Origin of the sequence: Pseudomonas violetae (assembly GCF_023072615.1) — a bacterium.
GTDB classification, from domain to species: Bacteria; Pseudomonadota; Gammaproteobacteria; order Pseudomonadales; family Pseudomonadaceae; genus Aquipseudomonas; species Aquipseudomonas violetae.
In genome coordinates this window covers 1-25,599 of sequence record NZ_JAKNRW010000010.1, presented here as the reverse complement: position 1 = coordinate 25,599, position 25,599 = coordinate 1, and the positions used below count along the sequence as shown (strand labels likewise).

The following is a 25,599-nucleotide window of genomic DNA, read 5'->3' as shown; positions in this document are numbered from 1 at the left end:
CGTTCCAATGAGGCCATCCCTGGACCTGCCCACGCATCATAAACACTGCACAGGTCCGGCGTCTCAAACGAATAAAAAGGGCAATGACATGGCGACGTGTGGCGAAGTATTGGTCAAGTTACTCGAAGGTTACGGGGTCGAACAGGTGTTCGGTATTCCCGGGGTTCACACCGTGGAGTTGTACCGCGGGCTGGCCCGTTCGAGCATCAACCATGTCACTCCACGTCATGAGCAGGGCGCCGGATTCATGGCTGACGGGTATGCGCGTACCAGCGGCAAGCCTGGTGTGTGCTTCATCATCACCGGCCCTGGCATGACCAACATCACCACGGCCATGGGCCAGGCCTACGCCGATTCAATCCCGATGCTGGTGATCTCCAGCGTGCAATCGCGCAGCCAGTTGGGTGGCGGTCGTGGCAAGCTCCACGAACTGCCGAACCAGGGCGCGATGGTCGGTGGTGTGGCAGCGTTCTCCCACACCCTGATGTCGGCCGCTGAGTTGCCCGTCGTACTGGCCCGTGCGTTTGCGCTGTTCCAGGCCGGCCGTCCGCGTCCTGTGCATATCGAAATTCCGTTGGACGTGCTGGTCGAAGAAGCAGACGACTTGCTCGCCAGCGCGCCGGTCAATATTGACCGCGCAGGCGCTTCGCCGAGCGCGATCAGCCGTATGACCGCGCTGCTGGCCTGTGCCAAACGCCCATTGATTCTTGCCGGTGGCGGAGCCATCGATGCGGCTGCCGAACTGACCCAATTGGCCGAGTTGCTGGACGCGCCAGTGGCCTTGACCATCAATGCCAAAGGCATGCTCGAATCCGCGCATCCGTTGCTGATCGGCTCGACCCAGAGCCTGGTGGCCACGCGTGCTTTGGTCGCCGAGGCCGACGTAGTGCTGGCCATCGGCACCGAACTGGCCGAGACCGATTACGACGTCACCTTCGCTGGTGGATTCGAGATTCCCGGTGCACTGCTGCGGGTCGACATCGATCCGGATCAGACCGTACGCAACTACCCGCCACAGGTCGCGCTGGTATCCGATGCACGCAACGCCGCGCAGGCGCTGCTGAGCGCGCTGTCGCACAAGTCCCTGGCTGAACGTCGCAATGATTGGGGGCAGGTTCGCGCCGCGCGTCTGCGTGAAGAACTGGCCTCCACTTGGGATGCCTCGACGCTGGCGCAAACGCGCTTTCTGGAAATCGTGCTGCACGAACTGCCAGACGCCGTATTCGTCGGCGATTCGACTCAGCCTGTCTACACCGGCAACCTGACGTTCAACCCTGAGCGTCCGCGCCGCTGGTTCAACTCATCCACCGGCTACGGCACCCTGGGCTACGCCTTGCCGGCAGCCATTGGTGCCTGGCTCGGTGGCAGCGTTGAGAGCGGGGCACGGCCTCCGGTGGTGTGCCTGATCGGTGATGGCGGCCTGCAGTTCACTATGCCGGAACTGGCCAGCGCCGTGGAAGCACGCACTCCGGTGATCGTCCTGCTGTGGAATAACCAGGGCTATGAAGAGATCAAGAAATATATGGTCAACCGCGCTATCGAGCCGGTGGGCGTGGACATCTATACCCCGGACTTCATCGGCGTCGCCAAGGCGCTGGGCTGTGCCGCCGAAGCGGTGGTTGGCGTCGAGCAACTGCGCGCTGCGCTGCGTGTCGCCAGTGATCGCCAGGGCCCGACGCTGATTGAAATCGACCAGGCTTCGTGGATGAAGGCGGTGTCGAAATGAGTTTTCCGACAACGTTAGACGGCCTGTTCATCGACGGCCAATGGTCGGCCGGCAGCGAGCATTTGCGCGTGATCAATCCGGCAACAGAAGCGCTGTTGACCACCGTAAATGGCGGCGATGCGCAGTCGGTCGATCAGGCCGTCAGTGCGGCTGCCAATGCGTTCAGAGACTGGTCGCAAACCACCGGCGCCGAGCGTGGCGCAATCCTGCGCAAGATCGCCGCGGGCGTTCGGGCCGGTCGTGAACAGTTGATGCATGTGCAGTCCAGCAACAATGGTAAGCCGCTGTTCGAAGCGGCCATCGACGTCGACGACGTGATCGCCACCTTCGAGTATTACGCCGGCCTGGCCGAAAGCCTCGACGCTAAACAGGACAGTGCAGTAGAGCTGCCAAGCGACGATTTCAGCGCTCGGGTACGCCGCGAACCTTGCGGCGTGGTCGGCCTTATCGTGCCGTGGAATTTTCCGATGGTGACCACCGCGTGGAAACTCGCACCGGCCCTGGCTGCCGGTTGCTGCGTGGTGCTCAAGCCGTCCGAAGTCACGCCGCTGCCAGAGCTGGAACTGGCGGCAATCATCGCCGAGGCTGGTTTACCCAAGGGGGTGTTCAACCTGGTGTGTGGCACGGGCCTGGCGGTGGGGGCGCCGCTGTCGGCCGATCCACGCATCGCCAAGATTTCCTTTACCGGCAGCAATGCGGTCGGCGTGCAGGTCATGCAACGCGCGGCAGAAACCGTCAAAGGCGTGAGCCTGGAACTGGGCGGCAAATCTTCGCTGCTGGTGCTGGCCGATGCCGACCTCCAACTGGCCGTGGAAGTGGCCTGTGGCGGCGCCTTCTTCAACGCCGGGCAGATGTGTTCCGCCACCAGCCGAGTGTTGGTCGCCGATGAACTGGCGGATGAATTTCTCATCCGTTTGAAGGCTCGTGCCGAAGCCATTCGTGTGGCGGACCCGTTCGATCCGGCGGTGGAAATGGGCGCACTGGTCAATCAGGCGCAATACCAGCGAGTACTCGGTCACATCGACCGTGGTTTGAGCGCTGGCGCGAAACTGGTCTGCGGCGGCAATCGTCCGGCAGACCTGCCGCGCGGATATTTTTTGCACCCAACGATCTTCACCGAAGTGCCCCAGGGCAGTGCGCTTTGGTGTGAAGAGATTTTCGGTCCGGTGATTTGCGTGCGCAGTTTCGCCTCCGAAGCCGAGGCGATTGCCCTGGCCAACGATAGCCAATTCGGTCTGGTGGCCAGTGTCGTCACACGCAATGCCGAAGTGGCGGATCGCGTCGCGAACGCTTTGCAGGCGGGGCTCGTGTGGATCAACGCGCCGCAGGTGATCTTCCCGCAGACTGCCTGGGGTGGTTACAAGCAGAGCAGCATTGGCCGCGAATTGGGGCCGTGGGGATTACAGGCTTTCCAGGAAATAAAACACGTGATTCGAGCCATCTGATTGCTCGAAAAAGGTGAGTGCGTGCCTCTTGTCGAGGCATGCGCTGGTGTCATGGCTTCGATGAGTTTTTATCGATAGTCAGGTGTTTTGCACGACCTCAGGATGAACTCACTGGTTGCGCCAAACCCCCGAAAATACGAGGGATAACGCTGATTCGACCGCGCGGATTCAACAGTTTCAACCTGCCTTATACCTACAAAAACAAAGGGAGTCCGTAATGGGCGAGCATGATCTGAACAGACGTCAATTCATCAAGACCGTGGGCGTAGCCTCGGTAGCCGCGGCGGCCATGAGCATGCCGTTCATCAAGGCCAACGCCAGCGACACCCGCTTCCAGGGCAAAACCCTGCGCCTGCTGACCTGGTCCGACGATACCGGCCTGGCCGCGTTGCGCAACATCGCGGCGACCTTTGAAGACAAGTACGGCTGCAAGGTTATCGCTGACCGTACCGGCAGCACCTCTGAGATGGTCGCCAAACTCAAGGCCGCTGGCGATCGTCCGCAGTACGACATCATCACCCTGGCAGGGGTCGGCGCCGAAGGCCTGGCCGCAGCCAACCTGCTGGAAAAACCCGACCTCAACCGCATCCCCAATCTGGTTGATGTGCCGGAGAAATACCGCACGGGTGCCAATGGCCACGGCATCGGATATCTGCTCTGGTGCAATAGCCTGGTCTACAGCACCCGCACCATCAAGCAAGCGCCGGACAGCTACGCCGCCCTGTGGGACGCGGACCTGTCGCCAAACATCTTCCTGCCGCCGCCGAACTGGACCGAGGCCATGGACCTGATCATCATCGCCGCTAAACTGGCCGGTGGTGACGAGCACAACATCGAGCCGGGCTTCAGGAAACTCGCCGAGCTCAAGGACCGCGTGGTAACTCTGGGTGAGAACCCGAACCAGATCGCCGAGCTGTTCCGCACCGGTTCCCTGGATATGGGTGGCCTGTACGCGCCGGCGTTTTTCCCCAAGCAAATCCGTGATCCGGCCTACGGCCTGGGTGCTACCTTTGGCATGAAAGAAGGTTTCTACACCGACCTGATGCTCTCGGTGATGCCAAAAAATCGCCCCGGCGACACAGACCTGACCTACGCCTTCATCAACCACTCCCTGGACCCGCTGGTGCAGGGAAAAATGGCCGAGGACATCTACAACGGCCCGGTCAACGCCAAGGCAATCATCTCCGCCGAGGCACGCAAGAGCCCGTACATTCTCACGCCGGAGCAAATTGCCGAGAAGGCGATCATGCACGACAACGCCTTCCTGGCCTCCGTGCATGACCAATGGATTCGTCGCTACACGGAAATCTTTTCTTCCTGATCGAGTGGCGAACGCCAAACCTGAAACACCCCGAATCCTCTGTGGGAGCGGGGTGATCCGAGTCTTGTGTTTGCCAGCTGCTTTCCATTGACGAGACCCTAGCCATGGAACACCAACCTCTGACCCACCCCGGCAGCGTCGCGGCATCACCGCCAAAGCGCGGCGTGTCGCCCACCGCCCGTGCCTGGCTTTTCCTCACGCCATCGATGCTGTTCCTCGGCGTGTTGATCGCCGCCAGCCTGCTGGTGCTGCGCATGAGCGTGGGCACCAAAGGCGCGGAATGGACCGGCTTCAGCCTGGCCAGCTATGCCCAGTTGCTCGAACCCTACTACCTCAAGTCCTTGCTGCTGACCCTGCGCCTGGCGCTGATCAGCGCGGTGATCGCCGTAGTGCTGGCGATTCCGGTGGCCTACACCATGTCACGCCTGACCTCACCCTTCATACGCAGGATCTTCCTTGCTGCAGTGTTGCTGCCTCTACTGGTCAACTTGCTGCTGCAAAGCTATGGCTGGCTGGTCATCCTCGGGCCAGGCGGAATGCTCAATCAGGCGCTGATGGGCCTGGGTTTGATCAAGCGTCCGATCATGCTGCTCTACAACCAGAACGGCGTGCTGATGGGGCTGGTGCAAACTGCGTTCCCGCTGGCCGTACTGCCGATCGCCAGTGCCATGCGCGGAGTCGCTCGCACCTACGAAGAAGCTGCGGCCACCCTGGGCGCCAGTCGCCTGCAGGTGTTCCGCCAGGTGGTGCTACCGATGAGTCTGCCGGGAATCATCACCGGCGCAACGCTGGTGTTTGCCTACAACGCCAGCAGCTTCGTGGTGCCCTTGTTGCTGGGTGGCCGACGCGTGCCGATGCTGGCGGTGATGGTCCATGACCAGATCGCCCCGCTGATGAACTGGCCCGCCGCCTCCGCCGCCGGGGTGGTGTTGATTGTCACCACGCTGGCGATCATGACCCTGTCGGAATATTTCACTGGCCGTCGTCGGCGCAGGATGGAGGCTTCGCAATGAGCACTGTGATCAAGAAACGTCATATGTTGCTGCCGGGCGATACCGGCAAGTTTGCCGGCGTCTTGTCGGGCTTCATCCTGCTGCTGGCGGTGTTGCCGATCCTGACCATGATCGTCATGTCATTCAGCGGCGCCTCAAACCTCGACTTCCCACCCGAAAGCTACAGCCTGCAGTGGTACAAGGCGGCGTGGAAGACCTTTGTCTCGCCGGACTCCAGTGACGTGCTGAGCCTGGGCAAAGCGATGACCACCAGCCTGATGGTGGCCTGCCTGACCATGGTTTTTGCCACGATCATCGCGGTGCCGGCCGCTTATGCGCTCACCCGTTGCGAGTTCCGGGGCAAGGCCGTGGCGCTGCAACTGATGTCGTTGCCGCTGGTGTTCCCCATGGTGGTATTGGGCCTGGCATTGCTGCTGGTGTTTGACAGCCTGCCGTTTCAGATGACCACCTCGCGCCTGGTGATTGCCCACGTGATCCTGGCATTGCCGTTCGTGGTGAAGAACTGCACCGCGGCAATGCTTTCCATCGGCAGTGAGGTCGAAGAGGCTGCGCAGATGCTGGGCGCATCGCCCACCCGGGCGATTATCGACGTGGTGGTGCCGTTGATGAAGTCGGGAATCCTCGCGGGGATGCTCCTGGCGTTCATCGTCTCGTTCAACGAGTTCACCGTGACCTATTTCCTCTACACCATCGATGTCATGACCGTGCCGATCTGGATGTACAGCCGCACTGTGTCATCGCTTGACCCTACTGTCTTCTCCTTTGCCGTACTGATCGTGCTAATCGACTTCGTCCTGATCTGGGCGTTGGAGAAGCTGGTGGGCGAGGGCGGCGTTTCCTTTTGATTTGAGGTGCAATATGACTGGTCTGATTCTGGAAAACGTCGAGAAGCATTACGGCTCGGCCTGCGCAGTAAGGGATGTGAATCTGCATTTGCCCGAGGGCAAACTGGTGTGTTTTCTCGGTCCCTCGGGCTGCGGGAAAACCACGCTGCTGCGCATGATCGCCGGGCTCGAAACCCTCACGGGTGGCGAGATCCGTCTGGACGGTGAAGACATTGGCCACACCCCGGCGCATCAGCGCAATTTCGGCATGGTGTTTCAATCCCTGGCCCTGTTTCCGCACATGACAGTGGGGGAGAACATTGCTTATCCGCTGAAGCTGCGTGGGGTCAGCAAGGCTGATCAGCAGGCGCGGTTGGTGGAGTTGCTGCAGCTTATTCAGTTGCAGGAAATGATTGACCGTCCGGTGTCCAAGCTGTCCGGCGGGCAACGCCAGCGCGTGGCGATCGCCCGGGCAATTGCCGCGCGCCCGAAAATCCTTTTGCTTGATGAACCGCTGTCGGCGCTGGACGCCAAGCTGCGCGAATCGATGCAGGTAGAAATCCGCCAACTGCAACAGCGCCTGAATATCACCACCATCATGGTCACCCACGACCAGCGTGAGGCCATGACCATGGCCGATATCGTCGTCGTGCTGGGTGAGCATCGGGTGCAGCAGGTGGGTACGCCAATCGAGATTTACCGGCATCCAGCCAACGAGTTTGTCGCGGATTTCATCGGCTCGGGCAACATCTTTCCGGCTACGGCACTGGGGGACGGTAAGGTTGGTTTACCCGGAGGAGACGCGCTGCAAGTGCCAATCTGCAGCAGCATAGTGGCGGGGGCGAGGGTGAAGATGCTGATTCGTCCCGAGGACCTGCAACTGTCCCAGCCCCAGGCCACGGCGGGGAACCGTTTGCTGGGCAGGGTGACGTTCGTGCGCGACATTGGCGCGACGATTGAAACCACGGTGGAATGTTCGGGGGTGTCGTTTACTGCCTTGAGTACACCGTGCCAGGGCTTTGGTTTGACCATCGGCAATCCGGTGTCGGTGACCTTGCCAGCAGAGGCTTGCCGGGTACTCGGCGCCTGATCCAGATTCGATGTTAGCCTTTCTGGCCTCATCGCGGGCAAGCCCGCTTGTGATCTGTGGCGTTCACAGAACCTGTGGGAGCGGGTTTGCCCGCGATGAGGCCAATGCCACGCAACAATATTTGGATTACACCGACAACCGCAACCGCGCCAAATCCCGCAACGGCGGCGCACCGAACAGCCGGCTGTACTCCCGGCTGAACTGCGACGGGCTTTCATACCCCACCCGATACCCCGCCGCCGACGCCTCCAGCCCTTCGGCCAGCATCAACCGCCGAGCCTCCTGCAAACGCAGCTGCTTCTGATACTGCAACGGACTCATCGCTGTCATCGCCTTGAATCGGTGATGCAGCGTCGACACGCTCAGGTTCACTTCCTTCGCCAGATCATCGATGCGCAACGGTTGCTCGTAATTGCCATTGAGCCATTTGATCGCCTGACTGACGCGGTGGCTCTGGCTGTTGGCAATGGCAATCTCATACAGCCGATACCCCTGCGGGCTGCGCAGCAGGCGGTACAGGATCTCCCGGCGGATCAACGGCGCAAGCATGCCGATGTCCTTGGGCGAATCGAGCAGGCGGGCCAGACGCACTACAGCGTCAAGCATCGCGGTGTCGATTTGCTCGACGTACAGGCCGCGACCCGTGGGGCGGGTCGGCACGCCAAGGGGGCCGGCATCGGCGATCAGTGCGCTAATCTCCGCCGGGTCGATGTCCAGGCGCACTGCCAGGATTGGTTCCTCGGCAGTGACATTCACCACCCGCCCACTCAACGGCATCGAGACCGATACCACCAGATAATTCAGCGGGTCGTAATTGAAAAATTCATCGGCCAGCCGCACCTCTTTACGCCCTTGGGCCATGATGCACAGCGCCGGTTGCGCGAGCACCGGGGCAAAATCGTGGGACTTGCTGTGGCGCGACATGAACAGCGAGCCGACGGCCGTGGCGTAGGTGCCATCGTCCAGGGTATTGCGGCGGATGATCGCGGCCAGTTCCGCCCGCTGCTTTTCCATGTCGGAATCCAGCGGGGCTTCAAAGTGATCGAGCGACGACATGCACGACTTCCTCGGCGAAGTGATGGGATGAGCGGAGCTTAAGTTTGTGCAAGGAGCAACGGTAGACACATCCTGCGAAATGCTTGCCTGATTCTGCACGAGGCTCAAGTGTTGCACAGGGGCGGCCGGCGCTCACCCGGCAAACTTGCTCGAAAGTCTTATTTCATCGGTGTGGCAGGATTTACAGGTTGTACAGCTACCCAAGGCCGCTTCGCAGGATCGTGCAACAAGCCGGCAGGAATCGACTAACCGCGTCGTCCCGGGCGAGCTTAACCTTTGATCCTGTCGCAGCCCGTCCCACGGCTGCCACTCGAGTACCTGGGAGGGTTGAACATGTCTACGCAAATCCCCGTGAGCCATATGGCCTTTGTTCGTGCTCGTGCCGGGCGTTCGGCGGAACTGGGCGCGCGTCTCAGCGCCCTGATAGAGCCGTCGCGCAGTGCACCGGGCTGCCTGAGCTTTGCCTTGCAACATTCGCAATGTGATCCGCAGTTGTGGCTGGTGTCCGGTTTCTGGCGCGATCAGCAGGCCATGACTGCTTACTTCAGCACTCCGGCGATGCAGATTTTTGCCGAACTGGTTGAAGGATTAATGGTTAACAGCCTGGATTTTCATACCTTCAAGGAAGTATCAGCCGCCCAGGCGATCGGACAGACCCGGTCCTGGGTACACAAAATGGCGGGATGAGGGTTTAATGATGGCATTCTCAATCAGCCAGGATGCCCGACATGGCACGTAAAGCCTTTGAAACCTTCGAAGCCGTATCGGCCGTCGTTCCTCGCGAGGGCGGTTACTACGCGGCGATCGCCACCAAAGCCATCGGTGGCTCGGGCGCGCCGCGCTTCAACAAGCTGCTGGAAGAACAGACCTTCAAGACCGCCAAGGAAGCCGACGAGGCGGCCGCCATGCAACTGACGCACCTCAAGGACGTCGGCGAAGAGGGCGAGTTGATCTGGTAACTGACGGGTCGCTACCTGACCGCCCCCGGGCGGAACATCTTGAACAGTGCCTCCGGCCCCAGCTGGAAGTAATCCGCCGGCCCGCCGCCGCGCAGAATCGGTTTTGCCGCGGCGGTGTCGTATACCCCATCCTTCAACAGCCATTTGGCAATGTGCACGGCCACCACTTCGCCGAGAACCAGCCAGCTGGGCACCACATTACCGTCAGCGCGTTGCAGTTGAATGATCTGCGTGACCTTGCATTCGAAGGACACCGGGCTTTCGGCGACCCGCGGCACCTGGATCACTTTAGAGGCGGCCGGTGTCAGCCCGGACAACTCGAATTCATCGACCTCAGGCCCAACCATCGCGCAACTCTGATTCATCTGCTCGGCCAGCGGGCGAGTCGCCAGGTTCCAGGCGAACTCGCCGGTCTGCTCGATATTGTTGAGGCTGTCTTTGCGTCCGACGCTGGAGAACCCAATGATCGGTGGGATGTAGTTGAAGGCGTTGAAAAAACTGTAGGGCGCCAGGTTCAGGTGGCCGCTGGCATCCTGTGAAGAAATCCAGCCGATGGGCCGCGGCCCGACGATGGCGTTGAACGGATCGTGGGGCAGGCCGTGGCCGTTGGCGGGTTCGTAGAAGTGGATGTCGTCGGGCATGGAGTGGCGTTCCTGTGGGGCGAGCGTGCTCGCGATAATCTGTCGGTCAAAAGCAATGTATCTGACCCGGAATCACGAGCAAACCCGCCCGCCATAAAATCTTCCCATTTGCTTAAGTGACAGATTTTTCATAAAGCCCTTACCTATTTTTCACCGCGCCCCCGCCAGTCTGCGTGCGAAACCAAGAAACGGCCGCCACGCACACTGGAGCTTTACCCTCGATGAACAAACTTCCTCAAATTACCCTCGCATTCTGGGTGATGAAAATCTGCGCGACGACCCTGGGGGAGACCGCAGGCGATTTGCTGTCGATGACTCTCAACGTCGGCTACGCCATCAGCTCGCTGATTCTGATCAGCGTGTTCGTGCTGACGTTGATCACCCAACTGATGTCCAACTCCTACAAACCGGTGCTGTACTGGATCGTGATCCTGTCGACCAGCACGGCGGGCACCACGATGTCGGACTTCATGGATCGGACCCTTGGTCTGGGCTACGCCACCGGTTCGATGATTTTGATTGCCATCCTGATCGGGATTTTTGCCGCCTGGCGCTTGAGCGGTGATTCGCTGAACGTGACCAAGGTCCAGACCTTCCGTGGCGAAATGTTCTACTGGATGGCGATTCTGTTTTCCAACACCCTGGGCACGGCACTGGGCGATTACCTGGCCGACGACTCGGGCCTGGGCTTTGCCGGTGGCGCGCTGTTGATCGGCTCGACCATTGCGGTGGTGGTGCTGCTCAAGTACTTCACCAGGATTTCATCGGTGTTGCTGTTCTGGCTGGCGTTTGTCCTCACCCGGCCGTTCGGCGCGACCTTAGGTGATTTCCTGACAAAGCCGCATGGAAAGGGTGGGCTGGATTTCGGTACGGTTGGCTCCTCGCTGGTGTTGGCGGGGATTCTGGTGGTGATGATTGCGGGTGCTTCCTACGCGCAGAACAGGTACGCGAAGCCGGCGGCTGCCGAGTTGAGCTGATAGATCTGGGGGGGGGCGTCGTAACGCCGCCTGGAGCGAGCAAGCTCCGGACGGCGTTCCGACAAAGAGGCCGGCTTAGCCGACCTGAATGTGACGGTCAGTCAGTGGTAATGCGCGAGTGCTTGCGGGTGTCTTTCATGGTGATGTACACCAGCAACGACACTGCGATACATCCAGTCACATACCAGTAGTAGCCGGTTTCCATGCCACTGGCCTTGAACCACAGCGCGATATATTCAGCGGTACCGCCGAAAATCGATACGGTCAGCGCGTAGGGCAAGCCAACACCCAGTGCACGAATTTCGGTCGGGAACAGTTCGGCTTTCACCACCGCGTTGATCGAGGTGTAGCCGCTGACGATGATCAGCGCCGCCATGATCAGGAAGAACGCGCCCCACCAGCTCTGCACAGTATGCAGGGCTGTCAGGATCGGCACGGTAAACAACGTACCCAGGACGCCGAAGGCGATCAGGATCGGCCGGCGCCCGACTTTATCCGACAGCCCGCCTACCAGCGGTTGCAGGCACATGAACAGGAACAGCGTGGCCGCCGAAATCGTGGTGGAGTCGGAGATGCTCATGCCGACCGTGTTCACCAGGTACTTCTGCATGTAGGTGGTATAGGTGTAGAACGCCAGGGTACCCCCCATGGTCAGGCCAACTACGGTCAGCAGTTCCTTGGGGTGGCGCATAAGCGTGCGCATGGCGCTTTCCTTGGCCTTTTCTTTCTTGGTGAACGACTCGGTTTCTTCCATGCCGCGACGCAGGTAGAGCGCGACCACGGCACACAGCGCGCCGATGGCGAACGGGATGCGCCAGCCCCAGGCATAGAGCTCCTCGGTGGTGAGGATGTTCTGCAGGACGATCAGCACGCCCAGCGCAATGAGCTGGCCGGAGATCAGGGTCACGTACTGGAAGCTCGAGAAGAACCCGCGACGTTCCTTGGTCGCCATCTCGCTGAGGTAAGTGGCCGAGGTACCGTACTCGCCACCGACCGAGAGGCCTTGCAGCAAACGAGCGAAGATCAGCAGGATCGGTGCGCCGATGCCGATGGTTTCATAGCCCGGGCTTAGGGCAATAACCAACGAGCCGAAGCACATCAGGTAAACCGACGCCATCAGCGCCTTTTTACGGCCGACCTTATCGGCGTATAGGCCCATCAGCCAGCCCCCGATCGGACGCATGAGGAAGCCCACGGCAAAGATCGCTGCAGTATTCAGAAGCTGTGCGGTGGTGTCGCCTTTAGGGAAAAAGGCTTTGGCGAAGTACAGCGAGAACGCAGCGTAGACGTACCAGTCGTACCACTCGACCATGTTGCCGACCGAACCGCTGAAGATCGATCTGATGCGACTGGAGGTGGTTCGAGGCTTGGCCGGCACGGCAGCCGATCCTGCGGGCAGGGTGTTGGAGTTATCCATTGAAGGATCCTTAATCTAATTGTTTTTTTTGAGCGCATTAAAACGCAGCCTGCCGGGGCTATAGCAGGAGCTGTGCCAACAAGGGAAGGGCCGGTTTAGAGGGGTTTGGACGGGTGGGTAAGCGGATTACCGCTTATTGGAAAATGGGGGGTGAGCGGAAAATCGCTTATCAGCTTGTAGATTTGTATTGGCAGCAATGGCCTCATCGCGGGCAAGCCCGCTCCCACAGGGATCAAGGTGGACCACGGATATGTGCTCGGCCACAAAACTTGCGGGCTTGCCCGCGAAGAGGCCGATCCAGACGCTACAAAAACATCTCGCGAGTCAGCCCATGCCGCTGCATCTTTTCATTGAAGGTCCGACGCGGCAGCTGCAACTCTTCGAGCACCGCTTTCACATCGCCTTTGTGCCGGGTCAACGCCGCCCGCAGGCAGTGTTCCTCGAAAGCCTCCTGTCGAGCTGCCAGTGACTGTCCCGGTTCGCTACCCGCCAGGGCCGGCTCATCCAGCCCCAGCACTTGGCGCTCGGCAACGTTGGCCAGTTCACGGACGTTGCCCGGCCAGTCATGACTCAGCAAGTGGCTCAACTGGGCGCCGGTCAGCGGTGGAAATGTACGGCCCAGGCGCTCGGCGGCGCTCTGGGCGAAGGTCTCAAATAGCAACGGAATGTCTTCGCGCCGATCACGCAGGGGCGGCAGCCGCAGCTCGGCGACGTTCAGGCGGTAGGCCAGGTCTTCGCGAAAACGCCCTGCTCGGGCTTCGTCCAGCAGGTCGGGCTTGGTCGCGGCGATGATCCGCAGGTCTACGCGGATACTCTGGTTCGAACCCAGGCGCTCGAGTTTCTGTTCCTGCAGCACTCGCAGCAATTTCACTTGCTGGGCTAATGGCATGCTTTCGATTTCATCGAGAAATAGCGTGCCGCCGTCGGCGTATTCAAGCTTGCCGATGCGCTTTCCCTGGGCGCCGGTGAACGCGCCACTTTCGTGGCCGAACAGTTCGGCCTCGAACAGTTGCTCGGGGATCGCTGCGCAGTTGAGCGCCACAAAGGGCTTACTGGCCCGAGGCCCGAAGTCGTGCAGGCAGCGGGCAACCAGCTCTTTGCCACTGCCGGTTTCTCCGCGGATCAATACATTGACCGGCAATGCCGCCAGATCCAGCACCTTGCTGCGCAACGTCTGCAATCCCCGGGATACGCCCAACAGGGTGGCATCCAGCTTGGCGCGGTTGTCGGCTTGTTTATGCAGGGCTCGGTTCTCCAGCACCAGCCGGCGCTTGTCGAGCGCGCGCCGCAGGCTGCCAAGCAACGTCTCGGGACTGAAGGGTTTTTCGAGGAAGTCGTAGGCGCCGTCGCGCATCGCGTCCACTGCCATCGGAACATCGCCGTGGCCGGTCAGCAGGATCACCGGCAAGTCGGCATCACGCCGCTGGACCTCGGCTAACAGCTCCAGGCCGGTCATACCGGGCATACGCACGTCGCTGAGAATCACCCCGGGGAAGTGCCTGGGCAACTGCGCCAGGCACTCTTCGGCGCGACTGAACAATTGTACTTCGAACCCAGACAGGCTCAACCATTGTTCGACGGCGCTGCGAATGCTGCTTTCGTCGTCGACGACGATCACTGAGTTGAGCATGGGCCCTGGGTCTCCTGGTCTATCGGCAGGGTGAGGGTGAAAGCGGCGCCCAGCTCCTGGTTTTCCGCGCTCAGGCGCCCGCCGGATTCGTGGATGATGGCAAAGGATACGGCCAGTCCGATGCCCAGGCCATCACCGACGGGTTTGGTCGTGAAAAACGGATCGAAGACTTTTGCCAAGTGTTCTTCGGCGATGCCACCGCCGTTATCCGACACGGTCAGGCGCCACAGCTGTTCATCATCTTCCAGACGGATTTCCAGGCGCTTGCAGGGTTTGTCGTGCATCGCGTCCAGGGCGTTGCGCAACAGATTGATCAGCACCTGCTCCAGGCGAATCGAGTCGCCACGGACCCAGGCCGGCCGCGTCAGGTGCAGTACTGTGCTCACCTGTTCGTCCCGCAGGCGGGTTTCGAGCAGTTGTAGCGCCTGATCAACGACGGTCGCCAGGTCCAGGCGTTCGCGCAGGCCGCTGGGGCTCTTGCGGGCAAAGGTCTTCAGGTGGCCGGTAAGGGCGGCCATGCGCGTCAGCATGTCGTCCACTGGCTTGAGTGCCTTGTAGGCGTCATCTACCCGTCCGTGGTCGAGCAACAGGCGCAAGGTCGCCAGCTGCATGCGTTGGGCGGTCAGCGGCTGGTTGATTTCATGGGCCAAGGCGGCAGACATCTGGCCGAGGGCGGCGAGCTTGGCCGATTGCACCAGGCCGTCCTGGGCGGTGCGCAGGTCGCGGGTACGCTCTTCCACCAGGCGTTCGAGCTCTTCGCGACTGCGCTGGCGCATCTTTGCCAGGCGCCAGCGTTGATTGAGAAACAGCAGCAGGAACACCAGTGCCAACCATGACCCGGCCGCCGCCAGCGCGGCGGTACGGCTGTCTTCGAAGGCGACCTGTGGGCGGCGGAGCAGGTGCAGGGTCCAGCCTTCGGCGGCCAGGGGCAGGGATTCCCACAGGTAATCACGTTCGCCGTCCGGGCCATCTATCCGCATCAGATGGCTGTTGTCGTCGAAACTTTGCAGGGGCTGATACTTCAGCAGCGACAGTGGCTGCTTATCGTACTGGCGGGTGGCCTTGAGTTCGGCGTGATCGCTGTCATTCAGCGGTTTGAGCAAGCGATACCGCCAGCCTGGCTGATTGGCGATGAAGATCACCCCGCGCGCATCGCTGACCAGCAGTGTGTCGCTGCCCTGGCGCCATTCTCGTTCCAGCTCGGGGAATTCGAGCTTGACCACCATGGCGCCCAGAAATCGCCCATCGTCGGCAGTCACTGCTCTGGACAGGAAGTAACCGGGGATCCCGCTGGTCACCCCCACTGCATAGAAGCGCCCGGCCCCCAGGGTGCGTGTCTGGCTGAAGTAGGGGCGAAAGCCATAGTTGTGACCGACGTAGCTGCTGGGCAGGCGCCAGTTGCTCGCGGCCACGGCGAGGCCAGTGGGATCGAGCAGTTCCAGGGTCGAGGACTCGGCTGCGCCGTTGATTTTTTCCAGCTTGCGGTTGAGCAGGTCCTGCTGTTCGGCGGTCAACGGCCCCTCGAGTGCCGAACGCAACTCCGGGTCCAGGGCCAGCACGGCGGGCAGGGCGCGGTAGCGTTCGATCAGGGTGTGCAGCGAGCTCGCATACAAGCCCAGTTGCTGATTGGCGCGAGCAGCGTCCTCTACCAGCGCCTGACGCTCGGCGTGGCGCATAGCCAGGGTGGCAGCGATGATGGCGCCGGCAACAATCACAAGGGAGTAGAGCGTCAGGCGCAGGGGGCGAGATGACTCGAGCATGCTGGGCGTTACACACGGGGACGGTGGGCGCGCACCATAGCATGAGCCATAAAAAAGGCGACAGGAGCATGACACCTGTCGCCTTTGCTAGACATGTCTGAAATGCTTACTGCACTTCCACCGCCAGACTCTCACTGATCTTTTTCTGCCAGATGGCAGGACCCGTGATGTGTACCGACTCACCCTTGCTGTCTACCGCAACGGTCACCGGCATGTCCTTGACGTCGAACTCGTAGATCGCCTCCATACCCAATTCGGCGAAAGCCACCACGCGGGATTTCTTGATGGCTTGCGCCACCAGGTAAGCCGCGCCGCCAACAGCCATCAGGTAGACGGCCTTGTGGTCCTTGATCGCTTCGATGGCGGTCGGGCCGCGCTCGGATTTGCCGATCATGCCCAGCAGGCCGGTTTGCTCGAGGATCTGCCGGGTGAACTTGTCCATCCGCGTGGCGGTGGTCGGACCCGCAGGGCCCACGACTTCTTCGCGCACCGGATCAACCGGGCCGACGTAGTAGATGAAACGACCCTTGAGGTCGACCGGCAAGGTTTCACCCTTGTTCAGCATCTCGACCATGCGCTTGTGCGCCGCGTCGCGACCGGTGAGCATCTTGCCGTTAAGCAGGACGGTTTCGCCCGGCTTCCAGCTTTGCACGTCCTCCGGGGTCAGGGTGTCGAGGTTGACGCGACGGGCCGATGGGCCGGCTTCCCAGACGATTTCCGGGTAGGCGTCCAGCGGTGGCGCTTCCAGCGAGGCCGGGCCGGAACCGTCGAGCACGAAGTGCGCGTGACGAGTAGCTGCGCAGTTCGGGATCATGCACACCGGCAACGAAGCGGCGTGGGTCGGGTAGTCCATGATCTTCACGTCGAGCACGGTGGTGAGGCCACCCAAACCCTGGGCGCCGATGCCCAATTGGTTGACCTTCTCGAACAGCTCCAGACGCATCTCTTCGATACGGTTGGACGGACCGCGCTTCTTCAGCTCGTGGATGTCGATGGACTCCATCAACACTTCCTTGGCCATTACCGCGGCTTTCTCGGCGGTGCCGCCGATGCCGATGCCGAGCATGCCCGGTGGGCACCAGCCGGCACCCATGGTAGGAACGGTTTTCAAGACCCAGTCGACGATTGAGTCGGACGGGTTGAGCATGGCCATCTTCGACTTGTTCTCGGAGCCGCCACCCTTCGCCGCCACGTCCACTTCTACGGTGTTACCCGGGACAATGGAGTAGTGGATAACTGCGGGGGTGTTGTCCTTGGTGTTTTTGCGAGCGCCCGCCGGGTCGGCGAGGATCGAGGCGCGCAGGACGTTTTCCGGCAGGTTGTAGGCGCGACGTACGCCCTCGTTTATCATGTCGTCCAGGCCCATGGTAGCGCCATCCCAACGCACGTCCATGCCCACACGGACGAACACGGTGACGATGCCGGTGTCCTGGCAGATCGGGCGGTGGCCGGTGGCGCACATGCGCGAGTTAATCAGGATTTGCGCCATCGAGTCACGGGCCGCTGGCGATTCTTCGCGCAGGTAGGCTTCGTGCATCGCCTGGATGAAATCCACGGGGTGGTAATAGGAAATGAACTGCAGGGCGTCGGCAACGCTCTGAATCAGGTCGTCTTGCTTGATCACGGTCATGAGTCGCGCTCCTCTTAAAGACGGGAACATTCAATAAGGTGCTTGCAGCTTGGGTGCATCGGTCGGTTGCAAGCACCTTTCAAGGCACGCCGGGGCTGCTGGCGCGACGCTAAAAAGGCGCGGCAGTATACCGCGCCTCGGTTTGGTAAACACCCGGCAGAGGTCATTCGTTGGTCGCATAGGATGCGGGCGTTACGTAAGACAGGATTTATCGGGATGTCGAGTCATGGTTTTGACGCCAGTTTTTTGATCTTAGAATTGATTGGTCATTTATCCGGCTCGCCACTAAAGTGGCATCCGGACTGTAGAGTAGGACACTCAAACAGCGTTTTTTTCGCACGGTGAGTCAACGATTGACCCATAACGCCATCCAACGACTTTTACTCAAACGCTTCGCCCTCGCCGCCGGTACCTATGCCCTGGCCTTGCTGCTACTGTGGCTGGCTTTTTTTACCGGTTATTACGATGCCCCCCTTGCCAGTGTCGTCATTGGCAGTGCGCTTGTAGTCATCAGTCAGGTGGCGCTGTTCGGTTTTTTTTACAGCGGCCGCAACCAGCGCCTTCCCGACCCCAGCTTGACCGAAGCGCAAGTGCTGCTGGGACTGGGCTGGCAAACCTGGCTGATTGCCCACCTGGACGAGGCTCGCGGCACGTTCCTGGTCTTTTACGTACTGGTCCTGCTGTTTGGCCTGTTCCATCTGTCGCGTTACGCGTTTATTCGTTGCGCGCTGCTGGTGTTCTTCAGTTTCAGCGCTATCACGCTATGGGACGGTTACCATTTTCAGCTGGCTGACCCGGCACTCGCCGTCCTGCAGGTCTGCCTGCTGTTCATCGTCCTGATCTGGCTGGTGTTCTATGCCCGCTATGTCCAGGCTTCGCGACAACGTATGCGCCAGCGCCGTTTTGCCTTGCAGGCGCACCAGGACACCCTGCGCGGAATGATGCGCCAGCTCGAAAACCTGGTAGCCACCGATGAACTGACTGGCCTGTTCAATCGTCGGCACTTCCTGCGCCTGGCTACCCGCGAGTTGGACACGATGGATGCTGATGTCGTGCATGGCCTGGCCCTGATCGACCTCGATCACTTCAAGCGAATCAATGACGTCCACGGCCATGCTGCCGGCGACCAGGTGCTGCAGGCCTTTGCTGCCGTCGCCAGCGCCTGTCTGCGCGAAGGTGACGTGCTGGCCCGGTATGGCGGTGAAGAGTTCGTAGTGCTGCTGCCTGACTGCAATGCCGAACGGCTGACTTCATGTTGCGAGCGGCTGCGCATCGCCTTTACCGACGTGGAGTTGATAGGCATCAGTGTCAGCCATCTCAGCCTGTCGGCGGGTATGACATTGCTTGAGCTGGGTGACGATCTCGATGACGCCTTGCACCGGGCTGACCAGGCGCTCTATCGCGCCAAGCGCGATGGGCGCAATCGCTGCGCGGCGGCATGGGAGAACGCCGATGCCTGAGTTACGGGTTGGCGAGCGGCGTTGGTCGGTGCCAGTGGGCAGCAACCTGCTCGATTCATTGAATCAACACGGTGTGTCCGTTCCCTACAGTTGCCGTGCCGGCAGTTGTCATGCATGTCTGGTGCAATGTACGCAAGGATTGCCGAGTGACAGCCGCCCTGATGCCCTGAGTGCAGAACAGCGTCAGCAAGGCTGGCGCCTGGCGTGCCAGTGTCAGGTGATCGAGAATTTGCAGGTGCATGCCTTCGACCCGCACCAGGACGGCCGCCCGGCCGAAGTCGTCGCCGTCGATTGGTTGAGCAGCCATGTGTTGCGTTTGCGTCTGATACCTCAGCGCCCGTTGCGCTACAGCGCCGGGCAACATCTGGTGTTGTGGGCCGGTAACGTGGCGCGGCCTTACTCCCTCGCCAGCCTGCCGGGAGAAGACCGCTTTCTGGAGTTTCACCTTGATTGCCGCCAACCCGGCGCATTCAGTGATGCCGCGCGTCAGTTGCAGATTGGCGACTCGTTGCGACTGGGTGAACTGCGTGGCGGCGCACTGCATTACGACGCCGACTGGCACACCCGGCCACTCTGGCTGCTGGCCGCCGGCACCGGGCTGGGCCCGTTGTTCGGCGTCTTGCGTGAAGCCCTGCGGCAGGATCACCAGGGCGCCATCCGGGTTATTCACCTCGCCCATGACGCCGGTGAGCATTATCTGGCCAAACCCCTGCAAGCCATGGCCGCCAGTCGCCCGAACCTCAGCATCGAACTGTGGACGCCGACCGAGTTGCCCGCGGTTTTAGCGCAACTGCGCCTTGTTTCCCGGCAAACCCAAGCCTTACTCTGCGGGTCGCCCGACAGCGTCGATGCCTTTGCCCGGCGCCTGTACCTGGCGGGGCTGCCGCGCAATCAACTGCTGGCCGACGTCTTCCTGTCTCGCGGTTGAGATAACAACCTCCATTCACATAGTGCTGCTCGTAATCAGGGCATCAGGCCTCGTGCAATAGCGCGGTGAATTTTACTGTCGTATTCATCATCCACTGCAAAAATGATTTTGTTGTTTTTTATGGTTGACGCTTCGAGGGTAAAGTTTTTCGCCGCCCTGTAAACCAGCCACCCGGCGCCATTTCCATAGTCCTCGTCAATAACCCCGTTGTGCAAGAAACGAGCGACTGCGTAATGGCGTTCGCGCGATACTACATCGACAAGTGCAGTGGCCAATAAATTTCCGCCGGGCAAAAAGTCGGCGTTGATCAAGAAGGTCGTGGCGGTATTTACGTTGGTGAATACAGGCTTTCCTCTATTAAACTGAATGTTGCTGGAGCCGTCTGCTTCCCGGCTTATCAAAAAACCGGAAAGCTCACCAAAAACTTTAGAGAACCTGAAACCTAAGCACAGAACGCGATTGTTAGGCTGTTTCACGGTTTTTATAAGTCGTAATCCATAGTTTGGGTCTTCATCTTGAATCTGCAAGAATCCTTCCTGCTGAAAGGAGGTATCCAGCCTGCCATCTTGTCCGTGTTTTACCAGAATGATGAACTCCGGTTGTGCGTAGTAATCCGCTCGGACGCTGCCTGCACTGATGTAATTTCCTGTGTCGTCGACTGACACACTGTAAAGTTCGAGGAAGGAAAATTGGTCATAATTGACACGGACATACCCGGAGCCATTGAATGTTGGATCAAGGGCCCCGTCCTCTGTCAGGCGGATGATGAGTGAGTCCGTCCATTCAAAGGTGCCTGTGGTGTGGAGCAATATGATGTGATCGCTCTGGAGCGAGCAAACTCCCTGTGAATTGGGCTGAAATTGGTTGGGATGGGCGGGCGCTGCGCATTTGGATCGGGCAATCTTCAGGCGCTCTTCGTTGTAGCCAGACGCCGCGATATCATTGCCAGGAAAGTGAAAAATATACTTCCCGTTTTCTCCAAATTCTTCGTCAAGCGTGCCGTTGGATAAAAAGCGAACGGCAGCTTTATCAGCGTTCATCACACCATTTTCCTGGTAAAACAAATTACCGGTCAGGATGATTCTGTCATTCTTGAAAATAATCTGTTCGGCATAGAAGTGAGAGCGGTCAGACCGGTAAAAATAATCATGAAAATGGCCCTGTTCGCCGAAGCTGGTATCGATGGACCCATCGTCATTTAGTCGGGTCAAGGTATAGATCGAGTAGTTCAATCCTTGCGCCGCTTCTCCCGCAATATATATCCTATTGTCTGGGCCGATGGCGGTTACTCGTGAAGCAAAATCTGGATAGTCAGGGTCAGGTGAAGGCATGGGCACGAAGCCGTTTTCACCGAAGTGGGGGTCCAGTTCACCTGTGCTGCTGTCGTTCTGCGTATTCATCTGTCTGGCTCCATTAGAGGCAAAGCATTTCTCTGGGTGCCAAGCATCAATCCTGGCAGGCCTCTAGTGAGTCATGGTTTGGCGTATCCATCTACTGTAAGAGTTGACAGCTAACGCGGGTTTTTACCCTTTTTCAGACGAAAAAAAACCGCCGTTAACATGGCGGTTTTTTTCGTAGCAATCGCTTACTCAGACCTGCGGATCACCCACGTGCAGGATTTTCATCCCGTTGGTGCCACCGGTGGTGTGGTAGCTGTCGCCCTTGGTCAGAATGACCCAGTCACCTTTCTCGACGACGCCGCGCTTGACGAGTTCGTCGATCGCCTTCTGGCTAACTTCGTGTGGCTCAAGCGAAGCCGGATCGAACGGTACGGTGTAGACGCCGCGGAACATGGCCGCGCGGGCCTGGGTTTCGCGGTGCGGGGAGAACGCGTAGATCGGCACCGAAGAGCGAATGCGCGACATGATCAGCGGCGTGTAGCCACTTTCGGTCAACGCAATGATCGCCTTTACACCCGGGAAGTGGTTGGCCGTATACATGGTCGCCAGCGCAATGCTCTCGTCGCAGCGAGTGAACTCTTTGCCGATACGGTGGCTGGAGGTCTTGCCGGTGGGGTGTTTTTCCGCGCCGACGCAGATGCGCGCCATCGCTTGCACAGCTTCCAGCGGGTACAGACCGGCAGCACTTTCAGCCGACAGCATTACGGCGTCGGTGTAGTCGAGCACGGCGTTGGCCACATCGGACACTTCGGCACGGGTCGGCATCGGATTCTGGATCATCGACTCCATCATCTGGGTCGCCACGATCACTGCCTTGTTGTGGCGACGAGCGTGCAGAATGATTTTCTTCTGGATACCGACCAGCTCGGCGTCGCCGATTTCCACTCCGAGGTCGCCACGGGCAACCATCACCGCGTCGGAAGCCTTGATCAGGCCGTCGAGTGTTTCATCGTCCGCCACGGCTTCGGCGCGTTCGATCTTCGCCACCAGCCAGGCGGTACCGCCAGCTTCGTCGCGCAGTTGGCGCGCATATTCCATGTCCGCCGCGTCACGCGGGAAGGAAACGGCGAGGTAATCAACCTCCATTTCAGCAGCCAGCTTGATGTCGGCTTTGTCTTTCTCGGTCAGGGCCGGTGCAGTCAGGCCGCCACCGCGACGGTTGATACCTTTGTGGTCCGACAGCGGGCCGCCGATGATCACGGTGCAGTGCAGCTCGGTGGCGGTGGCGGTATCAACGCGCATCACCACACGACCGTCGTCGAGCAGCAGCTCGTCGCCCACGCCGCAGTCCTTGACCAGATCCGGATAGTCGATGCCGACGATCTGCTGGTTGCCTTCGGTCAGGGGATGGCTGGTGGAGAAGGTGAATTGATCACCGATCTTCAGCTCGATCTTCTTGCTGGCGAATTTGGCGATACGAATTTTCGGGCCTTGCAGGTCTCCCAACAGCGCGACAAAGCGGCCGTGCTTGGCAGCGAGGTCCCGCACCAGCTTCGCGCGAGCCTTGTGCTCGTCGGGGGTGCCGTGGGAGAAGTTCAGGCGGGCGACGTCCAGGCCAGCCAGAATCAGCTGTTCGAGAACTTCCGGCGAGTTACTGGCCGGGCCAAGGGTAGCGACGATTTTGGTACGACGGACGGACATGCAAAGACTCCTGAGTTCAAGCGCTGAGTGAGGCTACTATGCTCTTCGGTTGTAGTCATTGTTCCCGTGCACTACTTATTCGTTTGTCTCATGAAACGAACATTGCTGAAGATTTTCGCCGATGGGTCGATACAGAGCTCAAGACAGGAGAACCCTAATGCGATTCGTGCTCATAGCCGCCCTGGCCCTCAGTGTCACGGGCTGCACCCGTTGGTCGATGAACCATCATTTGAATAACGCCTACAGTGCCTACGACCGGGGCAATTGCGAGCAAGTGACGCTCGAGCTGTCGAAAGTCGAGCGCGCCAGCCGCGCGCGGCCTTACGTGTGGCCGGAAGTGTCGATGTTGCGCGGTTTGTGTCTGGAACGGCAGAAACTGTTTGTCGATGCGGCGCAAACCTATCAATTCATCGTTGCATCGTACCCGCAAAGCGAATACGCGTTCCGCGCCCGTGCTCGCCTGGAGACCCTACAGTCACTGGGCCATTACCCGCTGCGCAGCACGAGCGCCGTGCGTGCGACCCGTTTCTGATTGCACTTGTCATCCCAAACCTGGCTCACCGACGCCGGTGAGCTATAGTCCAATGGCTCGAGTCTGGGGCCCTGTCTCCAGGCCAGCGTCACACCTGTGATCGGCAGAAGTAAGCGGCAGCGGTCCACGGACTGTCGCACCAGGATCGGGGAGAGCGTACCCATTGCCCAGACAGGCAGGTCCGTTCCGAAGCATTAGTGCGGCTCTGCTTAAGGGCCTGGCATAGCGAATTCAGCATGTTCACCGACCGCCGGATCGAACGGCATCAGCTGCCGTATTTTCTGAAAGTGTTTAACAGCGTGACTGACAAGCCCATTGGATTCCTGGGTAACGTGTCCGAGGACGGGCTGATGTTGATTAGCCAGTTGCCCATGATGGTCGGCGCGGATTTTGATTTGCGTCTCAAGATCCCGGCCAGTGATGGCAGCCAGCAGATCATTGATGTGCGGGGATGTTGTCTGTGGTGTCATGAAGACGCGACACCCCATCATTACGATGCCGGTTTCAGCCTGCAGAGCGCGCCTGCGGAATATGGGGAACTGGTCAGTGCTCTGAGGCAGTACTTCAGTTTTCAGCCGTTGCCGGCCTCGGCCTGACAGGCGCCGGGTATCTCAGGTGCTGCCACTGCGCTTCAAGTTTAAATAGTGCGTCACCAGCGCCGCGCCCAGATCCCCCGGCCGGACATCCACCACCGGAACGCCATGGGCACTCAATCCCTCGTGTTGCCGGGCTCGTGAGTTCATGTAGTCCACCGTACCGCAATAGGTGAGTGATTCCTCGAAAGTCTGGACCGGGGTCTGCAGCACCCGGTCGAGCACCTCTTCGCGCAAGCTTGCCAGCAGCACCCTATGCTGTTTGCTCAAGCGTTGAACGGCACTGAGCAACCCCTCATCGTCCTCGTCCCGCAGATTGGTTACCAGCACCACCAGGCCACGGCGTTTCTGCCGGGCCAGTAGCTGGCTGGCGGCTGCCTGGTAATCGGCAGGGCGCTGGGTGGTATCAAGGTCATAAACTGCATTGAGCAATACGTTGAGCTGCCCGCTGCCTTTGACCGGTGCCAGATAACGCGGCTGATCGCTGGCAAAGGTGCACAGGCCAACGGCATCGCCCTGGCGCAAGGCGATATAGCTCAACAGCAGGCAGGCGTTGAGGGCGTGATCGAAGTGCGTCAGTTCGCCGTCCTGGCTGCGCATGCGCCGACCGCAGTCAAGCATGAAAATGATCTGCTGATCGCGTTCGTCCTGATATTCCCGGGCAATCGGTGTGCGTTGGCGCGCGGTGGCTTTCCAGTCGATCTGGCGCAGGCTGTCGCCTTCGCGAAATTCGCGCAGTTGATGAAACTCCATGCCGAGCCCCCGCCGTTGCCGCTGACGCACGCCGAGCTGGCTGAGCCAATTGTCCACTGCTAGCAGTTGGCCGCCGTAGAGGCGGGCGAAGTCGGGGTAGACGCGGGTGCTGTCGATAAGGGTTAACAAGCGCTTGTCGGTCCACAGGCCCAGTGGACTCGCCAGGTTTACTTCGCAGTGTTCAAAGCTGAAGTGGCCGCGCTTGAACGGGCGTACACGATAGCTGACCTGGCTGCGATGTCCGGGTTGAAGCTCGACCGACAGTGGCAGGCTCTCGACGCTCAGGCCATCGGGGGCGTGGTCGTGCAGCTGAAAGATTCGTGATTGCGGTGAGGCATGTTCGACCTCCAGTCGAACTTCGCTCCAACGCCCCAACGCCAGGCTCGTGGGCATGTGCCGCGTAACCTGCGGCGACGGTTGGCGTTTGGCGCGGACTGCGTCGAGTATTGCCAGCATCAGCAGAGCCAGGAGCAATCCCCAGCTGATCGGTGTCAGGCTGGCGGGCACTGCGAGGCCCAGTACGCGTAAAGTGCCCAGCGCAATACCAATGGCCAGCAGCAGTGCCAGCCAGATCAGCAGTAGGCGCGAGGGTTTCACAGTCGCGGTGCCGGCACTTGATCGAGCAGTTGGCGCAGTACCTGATCCACGTCCAGCCCTTCGATATCCAGTTCTGGCGCGATGCGTACCCGATGGCGCAGTACTGCCAGGGCGCAACCTTTTATATCATCAGGAATCACAAAATCACCGCCGCGCAACAAGGCCCGGGCCCGGGCGCAGCGCACCAGGGCAATGGAGGCTCGTGG

At 60.1% G+C, this 25,599-nt stretch carries 22 protein-coding genes and 1 pseudogene; 13 read left to right on the top strand and 10 right to left on the bottom strand.

Annotated features, from left to right (window positions below; genetic code table 11):
• Positions 1 to 88: 88 nt before the first annotated feature.
• From L9059_RS14360 to L9059_RS14335, 6 genes are all read left to right on the top strand, one after another.
• Positions 89 to 1,726 (top strand): 5-guanidino-2-oxopentanoate decarboxylase, encoded by a 1,638-nt coding sequence (locus tag L9059_RS14360; RefSeq protein WP_247291684.1) that lies wholly within the window; start codon positions 89 to 91, stop codon positions 1,724 to 1,726.
• Positions 1,723 to 3,171 carry an aldehyde dehydrogenase family protein gene (locus L9059_RS14355; protein ID WP_247291683.1) on the top strand — a complete coding sequence of 483 codons (1,449 nt, stop codon included), beginning with the start codon at positions 1,723 to 1,725 and terminating at the stop codon, positions 3,169 to 3,171. The genes L9059_RS14360 and L9059_RS14355 overlap by 4 nt, the downstream gene beginning before the upstream one ends.
• Before the next feature lie 217 nt (positions 3,172 to 3,388).
• Positions 3,389 to 4,492: an extracellular solute-binding protein gene (locus L9059_RS14350; RefSeq protein WP_247291682.1), complete on the top strand. Its 1,104-nt coding sequence runs from the start codon at positions 3,389 to 3,391 to the stop codon at positions 4,490 to 4,492.
• A gap of 104 nt (positions 4,493 to 4,596) precedes the next feature.
• Positions 4,597 to 5,505, top strand: a complete 909-nt coding sequence (locus L9059_RS14345) for an ABC transporter permease (protein WP_247291681.1) — start codon at positions 4,597 to 4,599, stop codon at positions 5,503 to 5,505.
• A complete protein-coding gene (locus L9059_RS14340) occupies positions 5,502 to 6,350 on the top strand; it encodes an ABC transporter permease (RefSeq protein ID WP_247291680.1) in 849 nt (282 codons plus the stop codon). Before L9059_RS14345 ends, L9059_RS14340 begins: the two co-directional genes overlap by 4 nt.
• A 13-nt stretch (positions 6,351 to 6,363) precedes the next feature.
• The gene (locus L9059_RS14335) at positions 6,364 to 7,419 is read left to right on the top strand and encodes an ABC transporter ATP-binding protein (RefSeq protein ID WP_247291679.1); all 1,056 of its coding nucleotides are present in this window, start codon (positions 6,364 to 6,366) and stop codon (positions 7,417 to 7,419) included.
• 126 nt (positions 7,420 to 7,545) lie between these two features.
• Here L9059_RS14335 and L9059_RS14330 read toward each other — a convergent pair whose 3' ends face one another.
• Positions 7,546 to 8,475, bottom strand: a complete 930-nt coding sequence (locus L9059_RS14330) for an AraC family transcriptional regulator (RefSeq protein WP_247291678.1) — start codon at positions 8,473 to 8,475, stop codon at positions 7,546 to 7,548.
• Positions 8,476 to 8,808: 333 nt separating this feature from the next.
• On the opposite strand from L9059_RS14330, the gene L9059_RS14325 reads away from it, so the two are divergent.
• Both L9059_RS14325 and L9059_RS14320 read left to right on the top strand, forming a co-directional pair.
• Entirely contained in the window at positions 8,809 to 9,162 is a 354-nt protein-coding gene (locus L9059_RS14325) for a putative quinol monooxygenase (RefSeq protein WP_247291677.1), read from the top strand.
• Positions 9,163 to 9,203: 41 nt separating this feature from the next.
• On the top strand, positions 9,204 to 9,434 hold the full coding sequence (locus L9059_RS14320) for a hypothetical protein (protein ID WP_247291676.1): 231 nt from the start codon (positions 9,204 to 9,206) through the stop codon (positions 9,432 to 9,434).
• Between the two features lie 11 nt (positions 9,435 to 9,445).
• Here L9059_RS14320 and L9059_RS14315 read toward each other — a convergent pair whose 3' ends face one another.
• Complete coding sequence (locus L9059_RS14315; RefSeq protein WP_247291675.1) at positions 9,446 to 10,075, bottom strand: flavin reductase family protein; 630 nt, start codon at positions 10,073 to 10,075, stop codon at positions 9,446 to 9,448.
• Positions 10,076 to 10,296: 221 nt separating this feature from the next.
• On the opposite strand from L9059_RS14315, the gene L9059_RS14310 reads away from it, so the two are divergent.
• Positions 10,297 to 11,052 (top strand): COG4705 family protein, encoded by a 756-nt coding sequence (locus L9059_RS14310; RefSeq protein WP_247291674.1) that lies wholly within the window; start codon positions 10,297 to 10,299, stop codon positions 11,050 to 11,052.
• A 97-nt stretch (positions 11,053 to 11,149) separates the two neighbouring features.
• Here L9059_RS14310 and L9059_RS14305 read toward each other — a convergent pair whose 3' ends face one another.
• The 4 genes from L9059_RS14305 to L9059_RS14290 all read right to left on the bottom strand — a co-directional run bounded on the left by L9059_RS14305 (position 11,150) and on the right by L9059_RS14290 (position 17,489).
• Positions 11,150 to 12,469: an MFS transporter gene (locus L9059_RS14305; RefSeq protein WP_247291673.1), complete on the bottom strand. Its 1,320-nt coding sequence runs from the start codon at positions 12,467 to 12,469 to the stop codon at positions 11,150 to 11,152.
• A 304-nt stretch (positions 12,470 to 12,773) separates the two neighbouring features.
• Positions 12,774 to 14,099 carry a sigma-54-dependent transcriptional regulator gene (locus L9059_RS14300; protein WP_247291672.1) on the bottom strand — a complete coding sequence of 442 codons (1,326 nt, stop codon included), beginning with the start codon at positions 14,097 to 14,099 and terminating at the stop codon, positions 12,774 to 12,776.
• On the bottom strand, positions 14,084 to 15,859 hold the full coding sequence (locus tag L9059_RS14295; protein WP_247291671.1) for an ATP-binding protein: 1,776 nt from the start codon (positions 15,857 to 15,859) through the stop codon (positions 14,084 to 14,086). The genes L9059_RS14300 and L9059_RS14295 overlap by 16 nt, the downstream gene beginning before the upstream one ends.
• A 106-nt stretch (positions 15,860 to 15,965) precedes the next feature.
• Complete coding sequence (locus L9059_RS14290) at positions 15,966 to 17,489, bottom strand: fumarate hydratase (protein WP_057960547.1); 1,524 nt, start codon at positions 17,487 to 17,489, stop codon at positions 15,966 to 15,968.
• 353 nt (positions 17,490 to 17,842) lie between these two features.
• Between L9059_RS14290 and L9059_RS14285 the strand changes: the two genes are divergently transcribed.
• Both L9059_RS14285 and L9059_RS14280 read left to right on the top strand, forming a co-directional pair.
• Entirely contained in the window at positions 17,843 to 18,949 is a 1,107-nt protein-coding gene (locus tag L9059_RS14285; protein WP_247291670.1) for a GGDEF domain-containing protein, read from the top strand.
• The gene (locus L9059_RS14280) at positions 18,942 to 19,877 is read left to right on the top strand and encodes an iron-sulfur-binding ferredoxin reductase (protein ID WP_247291669.1); all 936 of its coding nucleotides are present in this window, start codon (positions 18,942 to 18,944) and stop codon (positions 19,875 to 19,877) included. The genes L9059_RS14285 and L9059_RS14280 overlap by 8 nt, the downstream gene beginning before the upstream one ends.
• 35 nt (positions 19,878 to 19,912) lie before the next feature.
• On the opposite strand, the gene L9059_RS14275 is transcribed toward L9059_RS14280, so the two are convergent.
• Together L9059_RS14275 and pyk are read right to left on the bottom strand one after the other, a co-directional pair.
• Positions 19,913 to 21,277, bottom strand: a complete 1,365-nt coding sequence (locus L9059_RS14275; protein ID WP_247291668.1) for an NHL repeat-containing protein — start codon at positions 21,275 to 21,277, stop codon at positions 19,913 to 19,915.
• A gap of 189 nt (positions 21,278 to 21,466) precedes the next feature.
• Entirely contained in the window at positions 21,467 to 22,918 is a 1,452-nt protein-coding gene (pyk, locus tag L9059_RS14270) for a pyruvate kinase (protein WP_247291667.1), read from the bottom strand.
• 157 nt (positions 22,919 to 23,075) lie between these two features.
• On the opposite strand from pyk, the gene L9059_RS14265 reads away from it, so the two are divergent.
• Positions 23,076 to 23,450: a tetratricopeptide repeat protein gene (locus L9059_RS14265; RefSeq protein ID WP_247291666.1), complete on the top strand. Its 375-nt coding sequence runs from the start codon at positions 23,076 to 23,078 to the stop codon at positions 23,448 to 23,450.
• Positions 23,451 to 23,686: 236 nt separating this feature from the next.
• Complete coding sequence (locus L9059_RS14260) at positions 23,687 to 24,046, top strand: PilZ domain-containing protein (protein WP_247291665.1); 360 nt, start codon at positions 23,687 to 23,689, stop codon at positions 24,044 to 24,046.
• A gap of 15 nt (positions 24,047 to 24,061) precedes the next feature.
• Here the strand turns inward: L9059_RS14260 and L9059_RS14255 are convergent, their stop codons facing one another.
• Together L9059_RS14255 and L9059_RS14250 are read right to left on the bottom strand one after the other, a co-directional pair.
• Positions 24,062 to 25,393 carry a DUF58 domain-containing protein gene (locus tag L9059_RS14255; RefSeq protein ID WP_247291664.1) on the bottom strand — a complete coding sequence of 444 codons (1,332 nt, stop codon included), beginning with the start codon at positions 25,391 to 25,393 and terminating at the stop codon, positions 24,062 to 24,064.
• Positions 25,390 to 25,599, bottom strand: a pseudogene (locus L9059_RS14250) (AAA family ATPase); the annotation flags it as partial. The gene L9059_RS14255 and the pseudogene L9059_RS14250, both read right to left, overlap by 4 nt.

What these genes read in the sequence shown, in the direction of transcription:
- L9059_RS14360 (WP_247291684.1), top strand. Translation starts at nt 89, where the DNA reads ATGGCGACGTGTGGCGAAGTATTGGTCAAGTTACTCGAAGGTTACGGG.
- L9059_RS14355 (WP_247291683.1), top strand. Translation starts at nt 1,723, where the DNA reads ATGAGTTTTCCGACAACGTTAGACGGCCTGTTCATCGACGGCCAATGG.
- L9059_RS14350 (WP_247291682.1), top strand. Translation starts at nt 3,389, where the DNA reads ATGGGCGAGCATGATCTGAACAGACGTCAATTCATCAAGACCGTGGGC.
- L9059_RS14345 (WP_247291681.1), top strand. Translation starts at nt 4,597, where the DNA reads ATGGAACACCAACCTCTGACCCACCCCGGCAGCGTCGCGGCATCACCG.
- L9059_RS14340 (WP_247291680.1), top strand. Translation starts at nt 5,502, where the DNA reads ATGAGCACTGTGATCAAGAAACGTCATATGTTGCTGCCGGGCGATACC.
- L9059_RS14335 (WP_247291679.1), top strand. Translation starts at nt 6,364, where the DNA reads ATGACTGGTCTGATTCTGGAAAACGTCGAGAAGCATTACGGCTCGGCC.
- L9059_RS14330 (WP_247291678.1), bottom strand. Translation starts at nt 8,475, where the DNA reads ATGTCGTCGCTCGATCACTTTGAAGCCCCGCTGGATTCCGACATGGAA.
- L9059_RS14325 (WP_247291677.1), top strand. Translation starts at nt 8,809, where the DNA reads ATGTCTACGCAAATCCCCGTGAGCCATATGGCCTTTGTTCGTGCTCGT.
- L9059_RS14320 (WP_247291676.1), top strand. Translation starts at nt 9,204, where the DNA reads ATGGCACGTAAAGCCTTTGAAACCTTCGAAGCCGTATCGGCCGTCGTT.
- L9059_RS14315 (WP_247291675.1), bottom strand. Translation starts at nt 10,075, where the DNA reads ATGCCCGACGACATCCACTTCTACGAACCCGCCAACGGCCACGGCCTG.
- L9059_RS14310 (WP_247291674.1), top strand. Translation starts at nt 10,297, where the DNA reads ATGAACAAACTTCCTCAAATTACCCTCGCATTCTGGGTGATGAAAATC.
- L9059_RS14305 (WP_247291673.1), bottom strand. Translation starts at nt 12,469, where the DNA reads ATGGATAACTCCAACACCCTGCCCGCAGGATCGGCTGCCGTGCCGGCC.
- L9059_RS14300 (WP_247291672.1), bottom strand. Translation starts at nt 14,099, where the DNA reads ATGCTCAACTCAGTGATCGTCGTCGACGACGAAAGCAGCATTCGCAGC.
- L9059_RS14295 (WP_247291671.1), bottom strand. Translation starts at nt 15,859, where the DNA reads ATGCTCGAGTCATCTCGCCCCCTGCGCCTGACGCTCTACTCCCTTGTG.
- L9059_RS14290 (WP_057960547.1), bottom strand. Translation starts at nt 17,489, where the DNA reads ATGACCGTGATCAAGCAAGACGACCTGATTCAGAGCGTTGCCGACGCC.
- L9059_RS14280 (WP_247291669.1), top strand. Translation starts at nt 18,942, where the DNA reads ATGCCTGAGTTACGGGTTGGCGAGCGGCGTTGGTCGGTGCCAGTGGGC.
- L9059_RS14275 (WP_247291668.1), bottom strand. Translation starts at nt 21,277, where the DNA reads ATGAATACGCAGAACGACAGCAGCACAGGTGAACTGGACCCCCACTTC.
- pyk (WP_247291667.1), bottom strand. Translation starts at nt 22,918, where the DNA reads ATGTCCGTCCGTCGTACCAAAATCGTCGCTACCCTTGGCCCGGCCAGT.
- L9059_RS14265 (WP_247291666.1), top strand. Translation starts at nt 23,076, where the DNA reads ATGCGATTCGTGCTCATAGCCGCCCTGGCCCTCAGTGTCACGGGCTGC.
- L9059_RS14260 (WP_247291665.1), top strand. Translation starts at nt 23,687, where the DNA reads ATGTTCACCGACCGCCGGATCGAACGGCATCAGCTGCCGTATTTTCTG.